General features: G+C 38.0%; 8 protein-coding genes and 1 riboswitch. All 8 genes read left to right on the top strand.

Annotated features, from left to right (window positions below; translation table 11 throughout):
• The first annotated feature begins 41 nt into the window (after nucleotides 1–41).
• The 8 genes from LKL37_RS20615 (at nucleotide 42) to LKL37_RS20580 (ending at nucleotide 16543) form a co-directional block, all read left to right on the top strand.
• Entirely contained in the window at nucleotides 42–2120 is a 2079-nt protein-coding gene (locus LKL37_RS20615) for a T9SS type A sorting domain-containing protein (protein WP_431612302.1), read from the top strand.
• 178 nt (nucleotides 2121–2298) lie between these two features.
• The gene (locus LKL37_RS20610; RefSeq protein ID WP_431612301.1) at nucleotides 2299–5136 is read left to right on the top strand and encodes an alpha-amylase family glycosyl hydrolase; all 2838 of its coding nucleotides are present in this window, start codon (nucleotides 2299–2301) and stop codon (nucleotides 5134–5136) included.
• Nucleotides 5137–5227: 91 nt separating this feature from the next.
• Nucleotides 5228–5333, top strand: a riboswitch (SAM riboswitch).
• A gap of 93 nt (nucleotides 5334–5426) precedes the next feature.
• Nucleotides 5427–7850 carry a TonB-dependent receptor plug domain-containing protein gene (locus LKL37_RS20605; RefSeq protein ID WP_431612300.1) on the top strand — a complete coding sequence of 808 codons (2424 nt, stop codon included), beginning with the start codon at nucleotides 5427–5429 and terminating at the stop codon, nucleotides 7848–7850.
• A gap of 7 nt (nucleotides 7851–7857) precedes the next feature.
• Entirely contained in the window at nucleotides 7858–9168 is a 1311-nt protein-coding gene (locus LKL37_RS20600) for an APC family permease (protein ID WP_431612299.1), read from the top strand.
• Nucleotides 9169–9315: 147 nt separating this feature from the next.
• Nucleotides 9316–10401, top strand: coding sequence for a peptide chain release factor 1 (prfA, locus tag LKL37_RS20595; RefSeq protein WP_431612298.1), 1086 nt, complete (start codon nucleotides 9316–9318; stop codon nucleotides 10399–10401).
• Nucleotides 10402–10478: 77 nt separating this feature from the next.
• The gene (locus LKL37_RS20590) at nucleotides 10479–11156 is read left to right on the top strand and encodes a hypothetical protein (RefSeq protein WP_431612297.1); all 678 of its coding nucleotides are present in this window, start codon (nucleotides 10479–10481) and stop codon (nucleotides 11154–11156) included.
• Nucleotides 11157–11250: 94 nt separating this feature from the next.
• Entirely contained in the window at nucleotides 11251–13353 is a 2103-nt protein-coding gene (locus LKL37_RS20585; protein WP_431612296.1) for a prolyl oligopeptidase family serine peptidase, read from the top strand.
• 136 nt (nucleotides 13354–13489) lie between these two features.
• A complete protein-coding gene (locus LKL37_RS20580) occupies nucleotides 13490–16543 on the top strand; it encodes a reprolysin-like metallopeptidase (protein ID WP_431612295.1) in 3054 nt (1017 codons plus the stop codon).
• The last annotated feature ends 124 nt before the right edge of the window (nucleotides 16544–16667 follow it).

Below are 16667 nucleotides of genomic sequence, written 5' to 3'. Positions count from 1 at the left end.
AAATTAAATTAAATTTAGAATAATTAAAAATAATATTTCATATGTTTAAAAATTTACATTTTGCAATACAGAAAATCAGAACGGGATTAGCATTGCTAACCCTTGCTGGAAGCTGCATGTATGCTCAGCAATGGGAAAATGTAGGAGGCGTTCAGGATGTATCTGCAGGAGGAAGCAGCTTTAATAATCTTGTTATTGATAACTCAGGAAATTACTATCTGTCATATTATGATGTTTCAGTAGCCAAAGGCTCTGTTCAGAAATTTAACGGAAGCTCGTGGTCTTACTTAGGGGGCACACCTGGAGTTACAACAGGAACAGCCACTTACAACTCATTGTCTATAAGCCCGAACGGAAACAGTATCTATTATACCAATCAGATAGGTTATCCAGGCGCCGGAATGGAAGTAAGGTTATTTACGGGATCTTTATGGTCTCAGCTCCCTAACGCTACGGAAAGTTCTGTTAATTATCAGGCTTCGGCGGTATCTTCGGATAATATTATATTCACTTATGGATCTTATGGTTCAGGAACGGTAAAAAGATATTTTGGCGGAGCATGGGAGCAAGTAGGAAATGCAGGCTTCTCAGGAGGTGCCGAATTTGCTGAAATGGTCATCGGAACCAATAATATGATCTATACAAGCAATGTTTCCGGAGGCTTAAAAGTATATCAAAACAGTACTGATGCAAACTCAACACAAAACTGGACTTTAGTAGGCGGAGCTGCTGTAGCTGCTTCTTCATCAGGAGAACAGTACAATGCTGATATTGCTTTAGATGGAGCGAATAGAATCTACGTAGCTTATGTTTCCAACTCAGGAGGGGGAAGAAAAGTGAATGTTAAGAAATTCGATGGAAACTCTTGGGTACAGGTTGGAAATGCTAATTTTTCAGAAGGAAGTGTACAGCATATTGCTTTGGCAGTTACCGGATCCGGCACACCTTATGTGGTAGCAAGCCGTTTTGAAAATGATAATTTCCTGAGAAATACCGTGTATAAATTAGACGATTCACAAAATTGGGTTCCTTTTGGAGGTGATTTTGTTTCGGACGGTGAAGCAAAATACAATGATCTTGCAGTAGATAAAGCACAGAACTACCTTGTTCTGGCTTATTCTGATAATACGACAAAAGTTAAAAGAATTTCTCTGAACCTGAATCCACAAACTTGCAGCAATACAGATCCCGGATCAAATGCAGGTGATGTTGGCTGTGTAAGTTTCATGTATCGTGGTCAGCAGGTAGCTTATACTACGGTAAGAGGATCAGATGGAAAAATATGGCTTCAGCAGAACCTGGGAAGCGCACAGGTTGCTTCATCAATGGCTGATGCCAATTCATATGGAGACCTTTTCCAATGGGGAAGATGGGATGACGGGCACCAGCTTAGAAATTCTCAGGTAGTACAGGCTCCATCACCGAATACTCCGGAAGGAACAAGTGCAACAGCAGGAGGTTATATTGCAGGATCTCCGGCGTGGTGGGCAGGTTTTTCAGGTGGAGATACATGGAATGGAGCATCAGTGGCAGATGTTAATGCATCTGTGGGAGTAGATCCTTGTAAAGCGATAGGTACAGACTGGAAAATGCCTTCTCAGACAGAGTGGGCAACCTTAGTAAGTTCTGAAGGTATTGCTAATCCGACAACTGCCTATAACAGTCATCTTAAATTACCGGCAGGAGGATTCAGAAGTTCGAGTAATGGCGACTTTACTTATGTAGGACAGAGAGGATATTTCTGGAGTTCAGATACCTCAAGCTCAGGAGGAAAATATCTGTACATCGGAACAACGATTGCCAATGCATCGGCTGGTGCCATGAGAGGGCAGGGATCATCAGTAAGGTGCATTAAACCTGCTTCTTCTTTGAGTACTTCAGAAACGCAACTGAATAAGTCTGTAATAGGAATGTATCCTAACCCTACAAAAGGAATTCTTACGGTAAAATCAGATTCAGCGATTGAAAAAGTAAACGTTACCAATGCAGTAGGGCAGAGAATGAATGTACAGTTTTCGGATAATCAGATCAACATGACTGAACTTCCTTCAGGATTATACATAGTAGAATTAAAATTAAAGAACGGACAGATTGTTTCTAAAAAAATTATAAAGGATTAATCTGTTTCAAAAGATATTCGTCATATAAAAAATAGTTCATTACAATTACTTTTATTGGGAGGCTCATGAAATTTTCATGAGCCTTTTTTATTTTGTCTTTTTCTTCTGAAAATGAAATATCTCATCAAAATAATGAGTATGAATAAAAATTAATATTATATTCGATAAAAAATAAGACATGAAAAAATTTTATTCCGTTGTTTTTCTGCTGATTACAATAGTTGTTTTTGGGCAGATCAGTTACACCATTACCCCCAATCCATTCAATGAAACAGATGCTGTCACGCTTACCGTTCCGGGAGATCAGATTGACGAATCTGCATGGGGAGTTTCCAATAATGCCATTTATATCTGGACATGGTCTTTTGATACCAATTATCAGAACAGCCAGGATTGTCCTACCAATGGCAGCTGGAATAACTCCAATGATTTGAATAAACTGAATTATAATGCAGGAACAGATACCTATTCGCTTACTTTTACACCAACTTCTTTTTATGGAAGAACAGGAATCGGAAGGTTTGGATTTTTATTAAAAGATAAAACAGGATCTCATCAGACTTCACCCGATATTTTTGTAAACGTAGGGACTTTAAGCTTAAGCCTTACAAACCCACAGGCGAATAGTCTTACCACAGTTCCGGTTGGGAACTCCATCAATATTACTGCGACAGCCAATGTTAATGCAACATTTCAGTTAAAAGCAAACGGAGCAGTTGTTAACTCTACAACAACTCCATCACAGTCCTATTCTTATAACTATACAGTTACTCAGGATGCCAGTATGGAACTTGTTGCCACACAGGGAACCAATTCTAAAAGTGCAACATTTATTTTACAGGTTCCGAGAAATGTAGTTTCTGAAGCAATACCGAATTGGATCAGACAGGGAATCAATTATCACCCGACAGATCAGGCCAAAGTAGGACTGGCATTATATGCTCCCGGGAAAAATTTTGTACATGTTATCGGAAGTTTCAATAACTGGATTGTGAATGATACCTATTTAATGAAAAGAGATACTACAAACCCTGATCTTTACTGGATTGAACTAATTGGACTAACCCCTCAACAGCTCTATACCTTCCAATACAGAACCAATGATTTGAGAAAAGTAGCAGACCCTTATTCACCGCAAATTTTATCTTCTTACGATGATCAGTGGATTTCGGCCTCTACTTATCCGAACCTGCCAGCATTTCCTGCCGGACAGGGATTTGAAGTTTCAACATTTAAAACAGGACAAACAGCCTATAACTGGCAGGTTACCAATTTTCAGAGACCAGCAAAACAAGATCTGGTGGTCTACGAATTATTATTGAGAGACTTTACACAGGAAAAGAACTGGCAGTCATTGATTGATAAAATTACTTATTTAAAGAACTTAAAAATCAATGCTATAGAATTAATGCCAATCATGGAATTTGACGGAAATCTTTCCTGGGGGTACAATACTTCTTTCCATTATGCATTGGACAAAGCCTATGGAACTCCGGAAAAATTCAAAGAATTTGTAGATCTGTGCCACCAAAACGGAATTGCTGTGATTCTGGATGTAGCATTTAACCACGCTACAGGACGTTCTCCTTTGGTAAGACTTTGGAATGTAGATCCGGATGGAGATGGCTATGGCGATGTGGCGGCGAACAATCCTTACTTTAATCAGGTTCCGAAACATTCATACAATGTATTCAATGATTTTAACCACACGAGTCCTTCAACGCAATATTACGTTGAAAGATGTCTTCAGCAATGGCTCACTGAATATCACATAGACGGATTCCGTTGGGATCTAACAAAAGGATTTACCCAAAGCTGTTCTGAAAACGATGAAGCCTGTACCAACGCTTATCAGCAGGACAGAGTGGATATCATGAAACACTATGCAGACAGACAATGGGCTCTGGACCCGAACTCTTACATGATATTCGAACACCTTGGAACAGATGCGGAAGAACAGCAATGGGCGAACTACAGAATAGCAGAAGGAAAAGGCGTTATGCTTTGGAATAAGCAGACCGATCCTTACAATCAGAATACAATGGGATATCAGGAAAACAGCAATTATGACCGTATGAACCACAGTCTTCACGGCTTTACCAATATGAGTGCTGTAGGCTATGGAGAAAGCCATGATGAAGAAAGATTAATGTTTAAAAATCTTGCATACGGAGCGACTAACGGAAGTTATAATGTGAAAGACCTGAATACCGCTCTTGAAAGAATGAAAACTTTCGGTGCCACCTTCTTCACTATTCCCGGTCCGAAAATGATCTGGCAGTTCGGAGAATTAGGATATGAATTCAGCATCAACAGATGTGCAAACGGTACTATCGACAGCGGCTGCAGAACCGATGAGAAACCAATTGCATTCACTTTAGGATATGATACCAATGCCAACAGAAAGGCTGTTTACGATACTTGGGCTAAAATCATCAATATCAGAAATACCTATCCGGTTTTTAAATCTAAAACGTACAGTATAGAATCCAATAACCTTACGAATGATCCTAATGGTCTGATCACAAGAATTTACGTGTATGATACAGCTATTACAACAGGAACCAAGAATGTTGTGGTATTGGCTAATTATACTACATCCGTACAGAATGTAGTGCCTTATTTCCCTTACACAGGTCAATGGCAGAATCTGATGGATGACAGTATTTCAAACGTAATTTCCACAACGGCTCCGATTACTTTACAGCCGGGAGAATTCAGAATTTTTGGAAATTATGCAGGTACTTTGTCAACAGCAGATGCAAATGCAGCCAACAAATTATCCCTTCAGATTGCAGATAATCCGGTAAAAAATGGGACAGCTAAATTAGTTTTCAGCAAAGCGAAAAACGGAGAAATTTCAATTTTTGATATGACGGGTAAAAGACTGGATTCATTCAAACTGAACAAAGAAAACGGTGCGTATGAAGCGAAAATCAGTTATCCTGCAGGAACGTATCTGGTACAGCTGAAATCGGATACAGGAATAGCCATTCAAAAGATGATTGTTCAATAAAATAAATCATAAAAATCATAAAAAGGCAAATTTGCAGCATAGCAGGTTTGCCTTTTTTGTACATTTAAAAAAATAGTCTACTTTTGCAGTAGATTTATCAAGAAAGGTGGAGGGATTTGGCCCCGTGAAACCTTAGCAACCTGCACGGTTCCAGAAGTGTAAAGGTGCTAATTCCAACCCTTTGGGGGAGATAAGTGAAGTCAATACTCTATATGAATTCCATTTCTTGAAATCTTATGTATCTGCGGAAACATCCGTCAGACCCACATTATTAATTGGCAAGAATAAAAATGAAAAAATTAAGTACAGCTGTATTATTGCTTGGAGCAATTCTGGTTGCTGCTCAGGAAAGTGAGGAAAAGGGAAATCAGATCGAGGATATCATCATCGTCGGAAACCGGAATGTCAAAAGAACAAAGCTGGAGACTCCAGTTCCTGTAGATGTAATTAATATCGATAAAATCCAGAGAAGTTCTCCGCAAATGACTGCTCAGGATCTCCTGAACTATGTCATTCCATCGTTTAATGCAGTGAGGCAGTCTGCCTCAGATGGTACAGAACATATTGATCCCGTAACTCTGAGAGGAATGGGACCTGATCAGGTTCTGGTGCTGCTTAACGGAAAAAGAAGGCATTCTACGTCTTTAGTAAATTACCAGAATACAGTAGGAAATGGCTCAGTAGGAACAGATCTGAGCACCATTCCGGTGATTGCAATTGATAGAATTGAAGTCTTAAGAGACGGAGCTGCCGCACAATACGGTTCTGATGCCATTGCAGGAGTAATCAATATTATTCTTAAAAAAAATGCCGGAGCATCAGCCAGCCTTACTTACGGCTTAACCGGAAGAAACGACGGTGACACTTACCAGGCAGGAGCCAACTACGGAACTTCATTAGGAAAAAAAGACAGTTATATTAATCTTTCATTACAATTAAGCCACAGAGGGAAAACCACAAGAACACAAAATCACGACCTCGATATTTTCGGGAATAATTTTGCGTATGCATTTGCCGATGATCCTGCAGCAGCAAGAGCGGCAGATGATGCAAAGATTCAAGAAAGAGGATTAACCCGTGACGATTTTAATTTTCAGATCGGAGATGCACAAATCAGACAGGGCCAGCTGTTTTTCAACGCAGAATATCCTTTTAACGATCATTTTAAAGTCTATTCTTTTGGAGGGTTCAGTATCAAAGAAGGAAAAGGGTTTGGCTTCAGAAGACTTCCGAGCGAAACGTCTAATGTTGTTTCATCCATTTATCCAAACGGGTTTCAGGCAAGCCTTGAATCTCAGGTTTATGATCTTTCTTACGCCGTAGGAGCAAAATATAATGTGAATGACTGGTTTTTTGACCTTAGCAATACCTTTGGAAGCAACACCTTCAATTATAATGTAAACAATACAAATAATGCTTCACTGGGGGTAAAATCACCCACCCGATTTTATGCCGGAGCACACAGCTTCCTTCAGAATACCATTAATCTTGATGTTTCCAAAAATATCAACCGTTTCAATATTGCATTTGGAGGAGAATTCAGATTTGAACAATACCAGATCAAAGCGGGTGATGAAGCATCTTACACTCAATATGACATCAACGGAAATGTTGCCACAGAAGGATCAACAGTACTTGGTGCGGGCGGATCTCAATCTTTTATTGGGTTTTCTCCAAATAATGCATTGAAGAAAGACAGACATTCAGCAGCAGTGTATGCAGATGTTTCCTATGATTTAGATAAAAAACTGAATATTGATGCGGCTGCAAGATTTGAAAATTATTCAGATTTTGGAAATACGCTGAATGGAAAATTGGCGGTGCGATATGAGTTTGTAAAAAACTATGCAGTAAGAGCAGCGGTAGGAACAGGATTCAGAGCACCTTCTCTTCAACAGCAGTATTTTAATAACTCTTATGCCGATATTTCCACTTCCGGTTCCGGAATTGTAACCAAAGGAATTTTCAGAAATGATAGCGATGCAGCGAGAATTCTTGGATTTGATAAACTCAAACAGGAAACTTCTGTCAATGGAAGTGCAGGATTCACTTTAAAACCCGTAAAAGGATTATTTATTACCGTAGATGGATACTGGATAAAGGTAAAAAACAGGATTGTGATTACCAGCAATATTACCGATCCAAGACTGGATCAGTTTAAGGTTGAAAGCGGAAGATTCTTTGCCAATGCCATTGATACGGAAACAAAAGGAGTAGATGTAGTCGTTTCCTATGACTGGATTCTCGGTAACGGAAAATTAAATATGAATCTTGCCGGAAACTATACAGAAACAAAAATCACAGATTTCCATTTTCCGGAAAACTTAGGAACTCCACAAAATGAATTCTTTGGTCCGGATCAGATCAATATCATTGAAACTTTGTCACCCAAAACAAAAGCTTCATTAGGATTAAATTATGGAATCGGGAAGTTCAATTTTCTCGTAAGAAATACCTATTTTGGTAAAGTAATAAGAGATGGCTATCCATTTGGAAGCGTGCAGGAGTTTTCTCCGAAAGTAGTAACCGACATCAGTGTTGGATATGATATTACAAAAAGTATCAACTTTACTGTAGGAGCTAACAATGTATTTGATGTCTTCCCGGATCGCCAGATTTATGAAAATTCATATTATGGAGTATTCAAATATGCGCCGGTTCAGATGGGAACACTGGGGAATTACTTCTTTGGAAGGCTTAATTTTAATTTTTAATCATTAGATGAGTACTACCTCACATCAGATTGGCTGGAAAACAGCCGCAGCCATCGTGGTTTCCAATATGATCGGAACAGGAATTTTTACAACCCTGGGCTTCCAGTTATCCGATATTACCAATACCTACAGTATTTTTCTGCTATGGGGCATCGGAGGAATTCTTGCTTTGTTTGGGGCTTTCTGCTATGCCGAATTAGGCTCGCATTTTAAAGGAAACGGCGGCGATTTTATCTATCTTAAAGAAACCTATCATCCGCTTTTTGGATATCTGATAAGCTGGGTTTCTCTGATCATTGGATTTTCTTCTCCTGTGGCACTGGCAGCATTAGCCATGTCAAAATACCTTTCTGTATTTGATTATTCCTTTGGAAACGGTTTTGCGATTGCAGCCATTTTTCTGGTTGCGATTGCATTATCATTTAGTTTAAAAACATCCAGCAGGTTTCATAACTTTTTCACTTTCATAAAGATAGCTTTCATCATTGTGCTGATTATTCTTGGTGTTGTACTGTCAGATTCACCACAGATTGGTAATAGCCTGAACTTCAGCGAGAGCTGGAAAAATGAGATCATGCTGCCGGCTTTTGCCACGTCTCTTGTTTTTGTCACCTATTCCTATACAGGCTGGAATTCGGCTTCTTATATCGCAGGAGAAATAAAAGATGTTCAGAAAAACCTTCCTAAATCACTTATTATAGGAACTGTTTTCGTGACGGTAAGCTATATTTTAGTGAATTATATTATGCTGAAACACGCTCCTGTGAGCCAATTGGCAGGAAAAGAAGACGTGATGGGAGAAGCTGCCGTCAATATGCTGGGCCCCGCTTTTGGAAAAATTGTTAATATTTTTATCGCTCTACAACTGGTTGCAACCATAAGCGGATACCTGTGGGTAGGCTCGAGATTAACGCAGGCTTTTGCTAAACATACCTACATTTGGAGACCATTATCAGTGGGTAACGAAAAAGGAATTCCGGTAAGAGCTATTTTTGCCCATGCAGTGATTGCTGCCATTATTATTCTGACAGGAAGTTTTAAAGAAATCTTTGTGTATACGGCTTTTATTTTACAGCTTTTTGCAAGTCTGGCTATTTCTACCGTATTCTTCCTGAAGAAAAAAGACAGAAAAATTTTTAAGTCGAATGCTTTCCATATTTTTCCGGCAGTTTTTTTATTATTCAGTTTTTATATTCTCTACTTTACATTCATTCATAACCCTAAAGAAAGCCTGATAGGACTGGGAATTATTGCAGTGGGAATTATTTTATATCTGATAGACAGAAGGCTCTCAAAAAGATATCAGAGCCGGTTTTAATCCTGCATAAAGTCTGATAAACAAATTTATAATTAGGCATTTTTGTCATTTTGCTCCCTTTATCCCTAATGCTCAAAAATTTATGATGATTCGGAATTTTAATTTTGAATTAATAATCCTTATCTTTGCACCCACAAAATTTCTACAATGTCTAAATCATTAATTCCAAAATTAGAAGCTATAAAACAAAGATATAATGAGGTTGCAGACCTTATTATACAGCCTGATGTCATTTCAGACCAAAAAAAATATTCTTCTTTGAACAAAGAATATAGTGATTTGGGGAAAATTGTAAAGGTTTATGATCAATACAAAGGAGCTTTGGATGCTATTGAAGAATCCGACGAGATTATTGCTGATGGATCAGACAGAGACCTTGTGGATCTGGCTAAAGAAGAAAAATTAGAAGCCCAGGCTAAAATTCCCGGATTGGAAGAAGAGCTGAAGGTATTGCTTATTCCTAAAGATCCTGCAGATGATAAAAACATCATCGTAGAATTACGTGCCGGAACAGGTGGTGATGAGGCTGCTATTTTCGTAGAAGATATCTACAGAATGTATACCATGTATTTCAAAACAAAAGGATGGAGACATGAAGTGACAGATTCCAATGAAGCAGCAAAAGGATACAAAGAACTGATCATGAAAGTGGAAGGAGAAGGTGTTTATGGAATCATGAAGTTCGAATCCGGAGTTCACCGTGTACAAAGAGTGCCTGAAACAGAATCTCAGGGAAGAGTACACACTTCTGCCATTACAATTGCAGTTTTGCCGGAAGCTGAAGAGGTGGATGTAGAGATCAACCCTGCTGATATTGAAATGCAGACATCCCGTTCAGGAGGTGCCGGGGGTCAGAACGTAAACAAGGTTGAAACTAAAGTTCAGCTTACCCACAAGCCTTCAGGACTTGTAGTGGTGTGTCAACAGGCTCGTTCTCAGCTGGCTAACCGTGAATTGGCAATGGAGATGCTTCGTGCTAAACTTTACGATATCAAATTGCAGGAAGTTCAGGGAGATATTGCAGCCCAAAGAAAAACAATGGTATCTACAGGAGACCGTTCTGCAAAAATTAAAACGTACAATTACCCACAAGGTAGAGTTACTGACCACAGAATCAATAAGTCTATGTACAACCTTGATGCCTACATGAACGGAGATATTTCTGAAATGATTGATGCGGTAATCATGGCGGAAAATGCAGAGAAAATGAAGGGAGAAGAAGAAAATTACTAAGATTAGAAAACATAAAAATAAAGCCTCTGATTCTTCAGGGGCTTTGTCTTTTCAAATAACTAAACATAAAATATACTATGAAAACCTACAAAATTATTTTGCTGCTGATGCTTACCATGATGGGACAGCAACTTATTGCACAGACTGAAGTAAAGAAACCTAAAGAAGCATTTGAATTGTTCTTTGGTACCTTCGTGAGCAATGATGAAATTACATTGAGAAAACTTAACGATTACCTAAAGCCTACAGTAGAAGGGCAGGATGCTTATCAGGTGAATTTTAAAGAAACATCACAAGAAGTGATGAACGGCAGTGTGGAGAATTTTTTGTCTGCTTTTCCTAAAGCTACGGGTTCAGCATGTAGAAAAGAAGCTGAGGACTATTTCAGTGCTATGTTTGACAATTTTAAAAAAGGAAAACTTACTGTTAAAGACGTAAAAGTAGTTCCTAATGAATATGTTGAAGGACAAAAAATTGCAGAAATAAGCTATTCTGTAAGTTTCCTGGTTCCATCAAAACTGACTTCCGGCCCCAAAGGAGACCTGAATAAAATAAAAGCAGAAGATCTGAAAAAATACCTGATTCAGGCCGTTCAGGATTTTAAAAATGCTGATAAAACCGTAACAACAGATCAAAATTTTAGTTTATATGAACTTAAAGAAGGCGATAAAATATACTATTGGAACGGAAGTCCGGACGAGATTGTTACCAATCTTACCGATTTCTATTTTGAAAGCTTCGGTGCTAATGAATAGTTGAAAAACTCCATAATAAATAAAAAAAGTCTCAATATAAAGGGGCTTTTTTTATTTCACATACTTTGCGTATTTTTGAGAAAAACCGATCAGTATGAATTTTAAGCCTATATTGTTAACTGCTGGAGTCTTGTTTTCAGCATCTTTTTATTCTCAGAAAATGAATTACCCTAAAGCATTAAAGGGAAGCCAGACAGATACCTATTTCGGAAGTGCAGTTTCCGATCCTTTCAGAGATCTTGAAAATGATTCTGAACCTACAAAAAAATGGGTAGATGAAGAAGTAGCTTACAGTCAGAATTACCTTTCTAAAATTCCGTTCAGGGATAAAATAAAAAGCCAGTTGAAAGATATCTGGAACTATGAAAAAATTTCAGCACCTTTTAAAGAAGGAGATTATACTTATTATTATAAAAATGATGGCTTGCAGGCACAGTCTGTTTTGTACAGAACAAACAACAAGACCAATGCTACAGAAGTATTTTTAGATCCTAATAAATTTTCGGAAAAAGGAACTACTTCACTTTCCAATCTTTCTTTCAACAAAAAAGGAAATCTTGCGGCTTATTCTATCTCTGAAGGAGGGAGTGACTGGAACAAGATTATTATCATCGATGCTGTTACCAAAAAACAGATTGATGAAACTTTACTGGATGTAAAATTCAGTGGAATTTCATGGCAGGGAGATGAAGGATTCTATTATTCAAGCTATGATAAGCCAAAAGAAGGAACCGTGCTTTCCGGAATGACGGATAAGCATAAAGTATACTTTCATAAATTAGGGACAAAACAGTCTGCAGATAAATTGATTTTCGGAGGTGATAAAACACCAAGAAGATACTTAAGTGCCGGAGTTTCCGAAGATCAGAGATATCTTATCATTTCAGCAGCTAATGCTACCAACGGTAATGAACTGTACATTAAAGATCTTCAAAAAGGAGGAGACTTTGTCCAAATTATGAGTGGATTTGACATCAATGCCAGTATCGTAGATACTCAAGGTGATGATCTTTTCATTTTCACAGATAAAGATGCCCCGAATATGCGTCTTGTAAAAACAACAATCGCTAATCCGGCTCCTGCAACATGGAAAGATGTGATCCCACAGACTGAAAATGTATTGGGAATCTCTTCCGGGGGAGGATATTTCTTTGCAACCTATATGATTGATGCGATAGATCAGGTAAAGCAGTTTGATAAAACAGGAAAACTGGTTAGAGAAATTGCACTTCCTGGTAAAGGAAATATATCAGGATTCGGAGGAAAAGAAAAAGAGAAAGATGTTTATTTTTCTTTCAGCAATTATATTACACCGGGAACCACTTATAAATTCAATGTAGACTCAGGGAAATCTGAAGTATATCAAAAGCCGAAAGTGAAGTTTAATCCCGATGATTATGTTTCAGAACAGATATTCTATACTTCCAAAGATGGTACAAAAGTTCCTATGATGATCAATTATAAGAAAGGGACTAAGCTGGATGGCAAAAATCCAACCATTCTATACTCTTATGGAGGGTTCAATATCAGCCTTCAGCCATCATTCTCTGTAGTAAATGCTATCTGGATGGAAAATGGCGGTATCTACGCCGTTCCAAACATCCGTGGTGGAGGTGAATATGGTAAGAAATGGCATGATGCAGGAACAAAACAGCAGAAGAAAAATGTTTTTGAAGACTTTATCGCTGCCGGAGAATACCTTCAAAGCAAAGGGTATACTTCAAAAGAATACATGGCGCTGTCAGGTAGATCAAATGGTGGATTATTAGTAGGTGCAACAATGACAATGCGTCCGGATCTGGCAAGAGTAGCATTCCCTGGAGTAGGAGTTTTGGATATGTTGAGGTATAATAAATTTACGGCCGGAGCAGGATGGTCTTACGACTACGGAACTGCAGAAGACAGTAAAGAAATGTTTGAATATTTGAAATCGTATTCTCCGGTACACAATGTAAAAGCAGGAACTTGTTATCCATCTACAATGATCATTACCAGTGATCATGATGACAGGGTAGTTCCGGCACATTCATTTAAATTTGGAGCAGAACTTCAGGAAAAACAAGGATGTAAAAATCCTATTCTTTTGAGAATTGAAAAGAATGCAGGACACGGTGCCGGGAGATCAACAGATCAGGGAATCAGTGAAAATGCAGATCTTATATCTTTTGCCTTATATGAGATGGGAATAAAGAAATAATTCTAAAAAATATAATATGTATAAAAACAGCTTGTTTTATTTAAAATTGGCTGTTTTTTTTATGTAGTTGTGTTTATAATCAGTACTTTTATAGCGGATATTAAAAGTTTATTAATTCTAAACGAATTAGGTAATTATGAAAAAAAGAATTTTACTAGTTTGTGCATTAGCTGCTGGACTTTCCAGTTTCAATGCACAGAGGTGGGAGCCAACCTCTCAAAAAACCTCTCAAATCAGAAAAGAAGTAGAAGTTCAATATTCTTACAGGTTTGATTTACAATCTCTTAGGAATGTTTTGAAAAATGCTGTAGAAACAGGAAAAGGAGCACAGGCTGTTATCGTTTCTTTACCTACAGCGGAAGGGAAAATTGAAAAGTTTGCAGTATATAGCGATCCGGTAATGGAAAAATCTATGGCAGATAAATATCAGTTAGGATCTTATGTTGGAATTGGAATAGATGATCCGGGTAAATATGTAAGATTCAGTACTGCACCTACTGAAATGCAGTCTATGATTATCAAAGACGGAAAGTTCCAGTTTATTGAACCTATTACTACAGATAAGCAGGTTTATGGTGTTTTCTATAAAACAAACAGAACAGAAAGCGAACACGGATTTGAATGTGCTACAGAAGAAAAGAATTTTAAAGACATAAAAGCATTAGAAGCTAATGGAAAAAAGACTCTTTCTAACGTAGGAATAACTAACAGACCGTCAAGTACAAAATTCAGAACTTACAGATTAGCAGTTTCTGTTACAGGAGAATATACCCAATACTTTATGAATTTGGCGGGTGTACCAGCTACAGCTACAGATGATCAAAAGAGAGCTCCGGCATTGGTTGCAATTAACAACACGATGAGCCGTGTGAACGGAGTATTTCAAAAAGACTTTGGAATAAAATTATTGGTTCAGAACTTCCCGAATGTTATCTATACAGACCCAGCTACGGATCCTTATTCAGCAGCAGCAGCAGGATCTGCAGGAGCATGGAATCTGGAACTTCAAAACACTATGACAGCTCAGGTAACAAGTCCAAACTATGATATCGGACACTTATTTGGTGCATCTGGAGGAGGAGGAAATGCCGGATGTATAGGTTGTATATGTGATGACCCCACAACTGCAGTGCCTAAGGGTAAGGGTTCTGGATTTACTTCACCATCTAATAGTATTCCAAGTGGAGATTCTTTTGATATTGATTATGTTGCTCATGAAATGGGTCATCAATTGGGAGGAAACCATACGTATTCAAATACATCGGAAGGAAGTAATGTTAACATAGAACCAGGAGGAGGAACTACCATAATGGGATATGCAGGAATTACAAGTGACAATGTTCAAATGTCTTCAGATGCTTACTTCCATTACAAATCTATAGATCAGGTTTTAACAAAACTGGAAAGCAAGCCTGTAACATGTGGTACTTCAGAGGATATTACCAACAATACGCCACCTGTTATAGCAGCACTTACGTCATATACAGTTCCTAAAGGAACGGCCTATTATCTTGATGCATCAGCTACAGATGCAGAAGGAGATGCTATTAATTACACATGGGAACAGACAAATAGTGTTACTGCCTTAGCTTCAATTTCCGGAGACACAGGATGGGGATACAATACACAGGGTGCTTTGACAAGATCCCGTTTTGGAACAGCTAGTGGAAGAAGATATTTCCCAAGCCTTCCTCTAGTGATGAATGGAATTCTTACCAATAAAACTGATGCTTTAAATAATCCTAATCCAAACTGGGAAACTGTATCTTATGTTCCTAGAACGGTAAGCTATGCTGTAACTGTTAGAGATCAAAATGCACAAAGACCAATGCTATCTTCTTCAGAAGTTAATACAGTTATTGGAAATGATGGTCCTTTCAAATTTAACGGACTTACTGCATTATCAGTATTATATAAAAATGCTAATAATGTTATTCAGTGGGAAGTAGCGAATACAAATACAGCTCCTTATAACTCACCTAACGTAAAGATTGACTATACTTCCGATAATGGAACAACCTGGACAGACTTAGTAGCTTCTACACCTAATACAGGGAGCTTTACAGTGCAGATGCCAAATACAATTACAACACCAATCAAGTTGAGAGTATCATCAATTGGTAATGTTTTCTATGCGGTTTCTCCTCAGATTACTGTTGCAGATGCTCCTACATCTACAACTGTGGCTCCAACAGGTCTTACAACAATAAGTACAGAAGTATTCAAGACAACAGCGAGAGCATCTTGGAATAGTGTACCAGGGGCGACGTATTCTGTTAACTATAGAAAGCAAGGAGCTTCAAGCTGGTCAAATACAACGAGTACAACAAATTCAGTTGTATTAACAGGTCTTGAAGATGAAACAAATTATGAGGTACAGGTAGCAGCTGTTGTAAACAGTGTTCCTGGAGCATTCTCTAATAATTATGTATTTAAAACAAACGGCTTAAAGACAGGTATTGATTACTGTTTAATGAACTCCGGAACGTCTTATGTCGGAGCTATCAGATCCGTACAGGTAGCTAACCTTACTTATGATGATCCTTCATTAAGATCTTATAAAGACTTATCTGAAGATCCTTCTAAAATCATTAATTTGGTTCAGGGGACTGCATATAGCATTACACCTGTAGTGAGACAAGCATACAGTAACTCTAACGTTCCATTAAACCTTTCTGTTTGGATTGATTATAATAGAAATGGAACTTTTGAACTGTCTGAAAGAGTAATTACTGTTTCTGGAGGAGTTCCTGCAGGAAGTGTGAGCTTTGGAGCGCAAAACTTTACAGTACCTTCAACAACATATGCTGGAGATAAACTTTTAAGAATGAGAATTGTTACTAAGTATAATACTGCTGCTTTAGCAAGTGCATGTGGAGACATCACAACTGGAGGTGGTTCAGTAATGGATCTTCCTGTGAAAATTACAGGTACTCTTGCCGTAAACGAAACAAAAGATGTAAAATCATCTGAAATTTCAATTTACCCTAATCCTGCAGATACTTTCGTAGAAGTGAAAAATCTGAAAGGAAAAGCAGATTATAAAATCTATACTGCGGACGGAAGATTAGCTCAGGAAGGACAGATTGATGGGCAAAGAATCAACGTTGCTTCATTAATCAAAGGTATGTATGTGATCACTATCAAAGATGACAAAAATACTTACAATACGAAGCTTATCAAAAAATAAGCAGACGATACACTAATAAGAAAGGCCGGGCATTTGCCCGGCCTTTTTCTTTTGCTAAAGTTAAGAAAAACAGAATGTTAACTTAAGTTTCATGTTTCGCTCAAAAAAATTAACTTTACGGGGA

This window comes from Chryseobacterium sp. 'Rf worker isolate 10', assembly GCF_050753305.1.
In the GTDB taxonomy this organism is placed as follows: Bacteria; Bacteroidota; Bacteroidia; order Flavobacteriales; family Weeksellaceae; genus Chryseobacterium.
The sequence above is the reverse complement of the archived record's forward strand: the minus strand, read 5'-3'. Positions and strand labels throughout refer to the sequence as shown.